Origin of the sequence: Microcoleus asticus IPMA8 (assembly GCF_013179805.1) — a bacterium.
GTDB lineage: Bacteria > Cyanobacteriota > Cyanobacteriia > Cyanobacteriales > Microcoleaceae > Microcoleus > Microcoleus asticus.
Genome location: NZ_SRRZ01000072.1, coordinates 19,811 through 29,747 on the forward strand (window position 1 = coordinate 19,811; position 9,937 = coordinate 29,747).

6 protein-coding genes are annotated in these 9,937 nt (G+C 49.5%); 2 read left to right on the forward strand and 4 right to left on the reverse strand.

Going from position 1 to position 9,937, the window contains the following annotated elements; genetic code table 11:
* Positions 1-318 precede the first annotated feature (318 nt).
* Both E5S67_RS33475 and E5S67_RS19125 read right to left on the reverse strand, forming a co-directional pair.
* Positions 319-4,200 (reverse strand): PAS domain-containing protein, encoded by a 3,882-nt coding sequence (locus E5S67_RS33475; RefSeq protein WP_246276865.1) that lies wholly within the window; start codon positions 4,198-4,200, stop codon positions 319-321.
* 62 nt (positions 4,201-4,262) lie between these two features.
* Positions 4,263-4,583: a helix-turn-helix domain-containing protein gene (locus E5S67_RS19125; protein ID WP_246276864.1), complete on the reverse strand. Its 321-nt coding sequence runs from the start codon at positions 4,581-4,583 to the stop codon at positions 4,263-4,265.
* A gap of 587 nt (positions 4,584-5,170) precedes the next feature.
* Between E5S67_RS19125 and cruF the strand changes: the two genes are divergently transcribed.
* A complete protein-coding gene (gene cruF, locus E5S67_RS19130; protein ID WP_172189908.1) occupies positions 5,171-6,112 on the forward strand; it encodes a gamma-carotene 1'-hydroxylase CruF in 942 nt (313 codons plus the stop codon).
* 252 nt (positions 6,113-6,364) lie between these two features.
* A complete protein-coding gene (gene cruG, locus E5S67_RS19135) occupies positions 6,365-7,576 on the forward strand; it encodes a 2'-O-glycosyltransferase CruG (RefSeq protein ID WP_172189910.1) in 1,212 nt (403 codons plus the stop codon).
* Positions 7,577-7,723: 147 nt separating this feature from the next.
* Here the strand turns inward: cruG and E5S67_RS19140 are convergent, their stop codons facing one another.
* Positions 7,724-8,287 carry a PLAT/LH2 domain-containing protein gene (locus E5S67_RS19140; RefSeq protein WP_216670579.1) on the reverse strand — a complete coding sequence of 188 codons (564 nt, stop codon included), beginning with the start codon at positions 8,285-8,287 and terminating at the stop codon, positions 7,724-7,726.
* 256 nt (positions 8,288-8,543) lie between these two features.
* Positions 8,544-9,937: calcium-binding protein (locus E5S67_RS19145; protein WP_281363558.1), on the reverse strand; the 1,394-nt coding region annotated here is incomplete at its 5' end.

Here is a 9,937-nt window from a genome sequence, read left to right on the forward strand (position 1 = left end):
GGACACGGCAGTGCCGTTTCCCTACCGCGATCGATTGTAGGGACTTAGGCCAAGCCGTGTCCTCTATATCATTCCGGTGCAGCCGGAATTGATATCAAATGGGTTCTATGAATGGGTACAGATTTTCTACTCAACAGTTGCATCCTTTGTTGAGTAAGAGTTTTAGGACTGTTAGTACATTTGTATGGGGGAAGTCGAGTTTATTAACAGGGGATACGGGCTGCAACTCTGATTAGATATAGTTTTTCGGCATTTTTGTCGCCCTCCGAGCTTAGTTAGGCAAGATTTGACAGCCAGGTGGCGTTTCCTTTGCCTGATTTAGCCTGATGATAATAATTTTGTGACGATCGCAACTACTACGTCTGGGTCAATAGGTTTGGCAATATGACGTTGAAAGCCTGCCGCGATCGCCTGCTGTCGATCCATCTCTCCAGCATAGGCTGTCAGGGCGATCGCTGGAATTTGTCCGCCTTGCTCGAGAGGCAGGCTGCGAATGTGACGCATCAGCATATAGCCATCCATTTCTGGCATCCCAATATCACTGACAACGATCTCTGGAACCGCTTGGGAAAATGCTTGCAGTGCTTTGGTTGCAGAGGCAACGCTGGTGACGGTCGCCCCCGCTTGTTCTAAAACAAACGCTACAAACTCGCGTGAGTCTGCCTCATCATCCACAACTAAGACATGAATGCCACTTAAATCTCCGGTTGAGTCCGATGGCTGCTCGATCGCTGGCAATTCACGAGAGCGAGCCGCAAGCGGAATGCGAACTGTAAAGATAGCTCCTTGTCCTTCACCCTGGCTCTCAACCGCGACTGTTCCCCCATGCAGCTCTACAATTTGCCGCACGATTGCCAGTCCTAATCCCAATCCACCAAACTTGCGGGTGGTGGCTCCATCTTCTTGCCGAAAATGCTCGAAGACATAGGGCACAAAATCAGAGCGAATCCCTTTGCCAGTATCGGTAACTTGAATTTGAGCGTGCGTTTCATCCAAAGTGAGGGTGATAGCGACTTGTCCCTGGTGAGGTGTAAATTTGACTGCGTTAGACAACAGATTCCAGACCACCTGCTGCAACCGCCCAGCATCGCCGATTACGATGCCAACACTCGGTAAAATCTTTGTATAAATTTGAATGGCTTTCGCTTCTGCAGCCAAGCAAACCGTTTCTAGGGCTTCAGAAATGACGGCACTGAGATCCACAGGCATCACGGTCAAACTGAGTTTGCCCCGCAAAATCCGGGAGATGTCGAGCAGATCGTCAATCAGTTGCACTTGGAGTCGGGCGTTACGCTCGATCGTCGTCAATGCCGTTGCGGTTTTTGCCGCATCCAGTTTTCCTTGCTGCAAAAGTTTTGACCAGCCAAGAATGGGATTGAGGGGCGATCGCAATTCATGGGACAGCACCGCCAAAAACTCATCTTTAATCTGGTTGGCGCGATCGGCAGCTTCTCGTGCAACTTGCTCTTGCGCCAGCAGTCGTTCCCGTTGAGTTTCAGCTTGCTTTTGCCTCGTGATGTCACGTGAAATTGCCACAAGTTGAGTCACCTCCCCAGCGGTATTCCGCACGGGCGTGATGATACTATCCCACCACTTCGGTGTGCCGTTGTGAATGGGAAGATAGCCTTGAAACTGGCCTGTCTTACCTGCTTTGGCAGCCGCGATCGCTGTCTTGGCATTTTCATAATCTTCGCTTTTCCAGAAGTCAAGCCAGCAGGCGTTCAGAACGAGCGTCGGATCGTCGATTTCCAACAGGCGCAACCCGCCTGTGCTGATATAGACGATTTCGCTGTTGAGCGTCAAAACTTTAATGCAATCCTTGCTGCTCTCTAAAATGCGTTGCTTTAGCTCCTCACTGTCGCGCAAGGCTGCTTCGGCGCGGGCGCGTTCGACTGCCGCCCAAGTGCGATCGGCTACTTCTTCCGCCAAGGACACCTCGTCCGGCGTCCAAGTTCGCGACCCGGATGCGTGAACTGCCAGCCCCGCTACGAACTCGCCCTCCTTGAGCAGGGGTATGCCGATGTAGGCACCGATCTGAATCGCGGCGTAAGCCGCTCGCTGATCTGGGGACAGCTTGGGATCGGCTTCCACATCGGACGCGGACACGGCGCGACCGCTGCGGTACGCCGCGAGCAGCTTGGGGCCGAACGAATCCACCGAGTAACCGCCAGCGAGTGGTTCGGCTCCATTGACGTAATCGCGCTCGACGACGTAATCAGCGCCGCGAACCTCAAAGTACGCTACCCTGTTCGCGCCGAGATATTCACCCAGCACGCGGCTGGCTGTAGCCTGAATCTCCACGGGATCGGCAAGCGGACGCAGCGCGTCGGCGAGAGAGACACGGAAAGCATTAAATTCAGCGTTTCGCCGCAACATTTCTTCTGCCCGTTTGCGATCGCTAATATCTTTGAAGACGATCGCCACTTTTCGCGCTTGAGCTTCACCCGTGCGACAGGCATACACCTCGAACCAACGGTTCAGTGCTTTAGCATAATTCTCAAACTGAAGCGGTTCGCCCGTTATCGCGATTCTGCCATAAATTTCAAACCAATGCTTCTCATGATCTGGGGCGAGTTCAAGCATCCGCTTGCCTACTGCCTGCACCAATCCTGATTGTTGTTCAAACGACGGATTGACTTCTAAAAAGCGGTAGTCAATCGCGCGATCGTCTTTATCAAACAGCATCTCGATGACGCAAAAGCCGTCGCCGATCGACTCAAACAGCGTCCGGTAGCGTTCTTCCGATTGACGCAGGGTTGCAGCAGTTTGAATCTGCTCGGTAACATTGTTGAAATAAACGGTGATACCGTTTGGGGCGGGGTAGGTGCGAACTTCGTACCAGCGATCGTGGTCGGGGTAAAACGCGGTCAATGATGCAGCCACACGATCGCGCATGGCGCTCAAGTAAATCCGTTCCAACTCATTGCCAATCAGTCCTGGATACTCTTCCCATAAATTTTTGCCAATCAAATTGCCTGGAGCGCGATCGAACAATACTCCGGCGGAGCGATTGACGTAGGTGAACCGCCAGTTTTCATCCAGGGCAAAGAACGCTTCAGCGATGCTCTCCAGAATATTCCGAGTCTGCTGCTCGCTTTGGCGCAAGGCTTGTTCTGCCCGTCTGCGCTCGGTGATGTCTCGCGTCACGCCTGCTACTGCTTCTACTGCGCCGTTTATCCCTAAAAGCGGTACAAAAATGTATTCATAGGCGCGTCTGCCGATTGCGCTAGTGTAGAGCGATTCATCCTTGAGCGGCTGGCGCGTGGCGATCACCTGTTGAATCTGTTGCTGATGTCGGGTCGCTAAATCGGTGGGATAATCCAGCTCAAAAAAGTTCTTTCCCAAAGCTTCATCCGAAGTTTTCTGCCAAAGATTGAGCAACGCCGGGCTGACATACGTGAACCGTCCCGCCAAATCAAAGGTGTAAATAAAATCGGGAATTGCAGCGACGATCGCGTCGAAATTCCGCAGTTGCTGTTCGAGTTCGGTGCGGCTCTCGTGTAATGCGGCTTCAGCACGGGCACGCTCGACGGCTGCCCACGTTTGCTCTGCTGTTTCCTCGACTCGTCTCACCTCGTCTTCCGTCCACGAGCGAGGGTTTGCCTGATGCACCGCCAGCAACGCGACGAATCGATCGTTCTTAATCAGCGGCACATCAATATGCGCGGCAATATCGATCGCTTGATAACTTGCCTTCTGGCTGGCTGTGTATTTAGGGTAGTTCGCCACATCGGGAACGATCGCTGTTCGCCCTGCTCGATGGTCGTCTGTCAGGTTGCGTCCGAAGTCTTCCAGATGGTACAGCCCACTCAATTCGGCAACGCCGTTCGTGTAGTTTTTATGAACGATGACCTCCTTGCCGCCGGGTAACACTTCAATATAAATGACGCGGCTTGCTCCTAGAGAATCGCCTAGAATGCGGGCAGCGATCGCCTGAATCTCATTGGCATCAGTCAGCGGGCGCAGCGCATTGGTGAGCCTGACTCGAAACGCATCGGCTTCTTGGGCAGTTTGATGCAAGGCATCTGTGGAGGGGCGCTCCTGTGGCAGATTAGATTCTAGCTGCGTCTTGTCTGGCTGTTGGGTTCGATCGAGTTCGGTCAACAGGATCTGCACAGCCGTTTTCAGGCTGTCCGACCAAGTTTCGACAGCACCCAGCGGTGTTTGCGACCAATCGTGCGATCGCATCAACATCGCCATCTCGCTGTCGCCTGCAAATAAGTTTTTAGGATCTGCCCCCTCTACTGGATCACTCACACACCCTACCTCTCTGAAAAATACTGAGCGAAAAGCTTTTTGCTACCTTCTCGAACGACGATTGAAGAGGATTGACCCAGTTCCGCAACCAGCGTCCGAATTTGCCTTAATGCTAAAGGGGAGGGTTGAATCCGTTTATTTTCCCAACGATTAATCGTCTCGTAAGCAACACCCAGCGATTCTCCGAGTTGCACTTGGGTGAGTTGAGTTAGTTGCCGAAGTTCGCGAATAAGATGGCTAACCTCTGGTTGCACCAGTACAACACATTGTTTGGACACCGAACTTTTAGAAGATTTCATACAGTTTAAGTACATGGCATCTGTCATATCCAATATCCGCTAAAAAGTAAGCAGGCCGATCTCCCTGAAGAAGGAGTTCTTAAACCCCATCGACCGTCTTGTACTTACGGGATGTTTAGATTCACTGCTTGTATTGATTCAAGTGAAGTTCGCGGAACTCAAACAAATTTCCAGCCCAAACAGAGCATAGAACTAGCTTTATAGAACCCATTTTGGATCTTTTCTTAAAAAATCAGGCGGACAAACCAGCCGTCTCACATAACTCAATAGCCACAAGACGAGAAATCGTGGGGCGATAGCGGCCAAAGATTTGAAATCCCAATGCCACAAGGCTTACGGTTATAACAACAGATCTCAAATGGGTTCCATAACGGATAGAAGCCCGAGGGAAGAAGGGCATTCGGCACTTATGCCACCAATCCCTCGCCAAAAAACCGGGTTTCTTAGAAAAATAAGGGGTTTAGCAACGAGGTAGCAAGCCAGGAACCGGGTTTCTCGGCCCTGGGTGTAAGTTTTGAAAAAATGCCGATCGCCAGTTCGTGTTCGTTTTTTGTTAAAGATTTGTAAACTGTTAGGAAGTGCTTTCTGCATCTAATATTTTTTCGAGGAGTCCCATGAAGCAACTTTTGATTGCTGAGCGCTTTTGCCTGGTTGCCCACGTCTTGTCAATGGCTTTTGGATTGGCAGGGTTGTTGCTGATTTTACCCCGTCCCGAATTGGTGATGAGTTTGCCACCAGCAGGGCAAACGCTATTCCAGTGGGGGATGGCTGGGGGTGGAGTAGTTTATATCATCTTTGGTGCAGCAGCAGTTGCTCTCTATGCCTTTCGGACGTTGGGTTGGGGTGCAACTCTGGCCTTTTTACTGCCTTCTGTGTTTTTGTCCTTGAGTAGCGAGTTGTTGGGAACGAGTACGGGTTTTCCTTTCGGCCACTACCATTATTTGAGCGGTTTGGGCTACAAAATTGCAGGGCTGGTTCCGTTTACGATTCCCCTCTCGTGGTTTTATCTGGGACTGGTTTCCTATGTAATTGCTCGCGCTGGAGTAGCGGGCGGTAAAGGTAAGCTCAACTGGGTGCGCCAAATAGGGGCGATCGCCCTCGGTGCTTTGCTGCTAACAGCTTGGGATTTTGTACTAGATCCGGCGATGAGCCAAACTTCTGTGCCTTTTTGGGAATTTGAGGAAATTGGCGCTTTCTTTGGGATGCCTTACCGCAATTTGGCTGGCTGGATGGGTACGGGGGCGCTATTTATGTCTGTAGCAGCTTTCTTGTGGAGAAAAACACCGATTAAATTAGAGCGATCGGAATTGGGTTTGCCCTTAATTGTTTATTTGGTAAACTTTGCTTTCGGAGCAATTATCACTGTAACTTCGTTGGATTCTCGGTTCTGGTTCCCGACATCGCTAGCGGTGCTTCTGGGCGTAGTTCCGGCGATCGCGTTAAGCTGGATCGCTAAACCCGCAGCAGGTTACGTAACAGAAACAATGCCGTCTTTGGATACATCTGTGCTCGCGGCTGAAATTCCACCTCAGCCCGTGGGCGTTTTGCGTAAGTGAGTTGCTAGCGAGCAACAGCGGCTGATTTAGCAAAAACTTACACTAATTTTTGAGCTAGTTGAAAAACCCGGTTTCTACAAGAAACCGGGTTTTTCAGCGGCGATTTTTTCCTTCCCAATTCCTGTAATATGTTTGAGGTCAAAATTTTATTAAATTTTTTAAATTGATATCAGTTACAAAAAAAATCAACTGTAAATAAGCTCCCCACCCCTATCCAGTAAGTCATTCCCAATTCTTCAATTCTTCAATAGTATGGTTTTGTCGATCGCCCCTCACCTGTTCCCCGAAGTGCTGACAAGTATCATCCCTGTCGCACTCCTGCTGCTGCAATTGCCCGCCGCCGCCCTTCTGATGTCGCGTCTGATTAAAGGCCCATCGCGCATCCCGCCCCTGGAACCGGATTCGCCGACGCTGGATTTGTTGGGTGCTTGTACTGCGGTAGTACCGACTTTGAACGAAGCCGATCGAATTTCGCCTTGTTTGGAAGGATTAACCAGCCAAAGTTACGAACTCCGAGAAGCGATCGTGGTTGACAGCTATTCGGTAGACGGAACCGGAGATTTAGTCAAAGCAGCAGCACAAAAAGATCCCCGGTTTCGCTTGATTAACGACGATCCGCTGCCGGCCGGTTGGGTAGGGCGTCCGTGGGCGCTGAATGCGGGTTTTTTGGCAAGTTCCGAGAAGTGCGAGTGGATTTTGGGCATCGATGCAGATACTGTGCCGCATCCGGGTTTGATTGCGAGTTTGCTGAAGACGGCGGCGGCTGGAAATTACGATTTGATTTCGCTATCGCCACAGTTTATCCTCAAGTATCCGGGCGAGTTGTGGCTGCAACCTGCTTTGTTAATGACTTTGGTTTATCGGTTCGGGCCGACGGGGACTGGCGGGGATGTGCCGGAACGGGTGATGGCGAACGGTCAGTGTTTTCTCTGCAAGCGCGAGGTTTTGGTGGCATTGGGGGGCTATGAGGTCGCGAGGGGTTCGTTTTGCGATGATGTGACTCTGGCTCGCTATGCGGCTGCTAAGGGCTTTAAGGTGGGCTTTTTGGACGGGGCTAAGGTGTTGAAGGTGCGGATGTATGAGGGGGCGATCGAGACTTGGAATGAATGGGGTCGATCGCTCGATTTGAAAGATGCTGCTTCGGGCGGTCAAATTTGGGGCGATTTGTGGCTGTTGCTGGCGGTTCAAGGTTTGCCGGTGCCGATTGTGCTGTGCTATTTGCTGTTTGGTTCGCTGCCGCCGGTTGGTGTATTTGGGCACTTTTGGCTGTTGGGATTGAATGTATTTTTGGTTGCGGTGCGATCGGCTTTGTGTTTTGCGATCGCACCTTCCTACGATACAACTCAGGCATCGGGTAAATGGCTGTTTTGGCTGTCACCTTTGGCCGATCCGCTGGCGTTTTTGCGAATTCTCATTTCTGCTTTAAATCAGCCTACTCAGTGGCGCGGCAGAAAGTATAATTAGGCTAGAGCAACCGGACATAATATAAGGACACAACAATGTTGTGTCCCTACAAAATTTTGACAAATACAGCGGTTCTCTGTGCTTGCCTTACTGGTAGTAAAGAAAGCTACAAGCTAATCGAATGCTGCTTGAATAAATCAAGTTAAACTAAGGGCAATTATCCGCTCCATTACTAACATACACACACCATTGCCCTTTATATTTATTGGCTCCCAGCCACATATTCCAAATTTTTTTCTGCTTTTTACCAGGTATAGAAACTTCAGTCCATGCCAGCTTCCAGCTTGGACTTGCACCACTGCTGTCAGTTCTAAGTCTTATATTCTCAACACCAGCAATTGCGTCAGAAAAAGTTACACTGTAAGAGTCTTCAGCACATTTTTTTCTGTCATTACCAGGATTGTCTAATGTAACCCAGTTTGTATTTCCACCGCCTTGTTTAGCTAATTGTGCTTGTATGTTGGAATTTGTTCCAGCCCAGTTTTCACACGCTGTTTTTAATATTATGCGTGCTGATTTTGAATTGTTATCAAAATTTGTTGGGTTTTGTGCATAAATTTCCTTAGATTCTACTGAAGACATTATTTGTTCATTATTGCTCGGACTTTGATTAACAGCTAACTGAGGAAAAGACTCTGCTAAAGAAATTTGTGGATGAGTCAGAAAAGTTAGTATAGCTAAAAGCAACATGATTATTCTCGTGAGTTTCATGAAATTACTCCTAAAGTATTGTTTGTTTTCCACAAATTATTGAAAGGTTTACTTCTGTTTTATACAAAACTATTTCAACCCACCTTCCGCACCCTGAAGTGTCACACAATTGACTGACTTGTTACCGAATTTCGACTGACTTGCTTTAAGATAGTCTGCTTAGCTTTTGTGAAAGAGGAAAGAGAGGGATCGCTAATCTGATTCAATCAAGCTGTGTTCAAACCAATATACGTTCCCTCATTTCAGACAGCAGAATCTAGGAGAAGATGAAATCGTTCTCAACCAGCGGTGCTGGATCGAAGGTAGACTCAATCAAAATAGTACCGCCGTCGAACTCAATTTTCCCACCGTTTTTCTGATATTCGATCATACCTAGCAACTGATTGTCTGCAGAGAAGAGTTGGCCGGATTCTGGTATGTTGAGAATTATACCGCCATTAAATTCCGTCACAAATGGAGCATCTAGTGAGGTAAGCACCCCATCTGCCCCTAGAATATTCCCGCCCGCGTAAAAATCGAGGAGCTCGAAATTATTCAGGGCTAAATCCTGATCTGGATTTTTCGGATCGAAATTCCTATTAAGTACAATATCGAAACCCAACTCAATTTTGTCCAATTCAGGCTGGAAGCCTCGGATAGTATCGTTCCCGAAACTGCCGTTGAACTCGTCTCCGGTAAACTTGAAAATATCGCTTTTACCATCAAAGCCAGCACCTTCATTAATACCTCCTACGAGCAAATCGTTGTCTGCACCACCGATGAGGGTATCCTTATCCTCGCCGCCCACGAGTATATCTTGACCACGACTGCCGATCAGTAAATCCTTGCCAGTGAAGCCGTCAAGCTCATTACTTTCAAAAGAGCCAAACTGTTCGTTCTCAGTGCTAGCGTAAAGCGTGTCGTTGCCAGTATCGCCAAAGAGTGTGTCGTTATCCTCACCGCCCTTCAATAAATCGTTGCCCCAATCGCCGTCAAGAAGGTCTACCCCGTTACCTCCCTCAATGGTGTCATTGTTCTCTCCACCTATGAGGGTATCGTCATCGAAGCCACCTTGGAGGTTGTCTGTACCCCCTCCCCCATTTAGCCAATCATTATCGTTCCCCCCATCCAGACTATCGTTACCAGATCCGCCGTTGATGATGTCATAACCAAAATCACCTGAGAGAATGTCGTTACCAGAAACACCGTTAATGTTATCGTCGCCTCGATCGCCAAATACTGTATCGTCCCCGCTCTCACCAGAGAGATTATCGTCATCATCGCCGCCCCACAACAAATCATTGCCAATTCCGCCTCTGATGCGATCGCTGCCAGAGTCGCCAATTAGGGTGTCAAAACCCAATTCACCAAGGATGGTGTCGTTGCCAATGCCGCCCCGAATTAGATCGTCGTTTGGAGTATGAGTAAAGAACGGACGGAAGGGTTGGTCGAAGGCAGAGAACAAGGGATTCACCGTTTCGTCGAACTCAGATGCCGACGGGGTATTCGGCCTAGTAATGACATCCTCACCACCAGTAAAAACACTGCCCTCCGAATCGCCGAGAAGATCGTCGTTTGGAGTATGAGTAAAGAACGGACGGAAGGGTTGGTCGAAGGCAGAGAACAAGGGATTCACCGTTTCGTCGAACTCAGATGCCGACGGGGTATTCG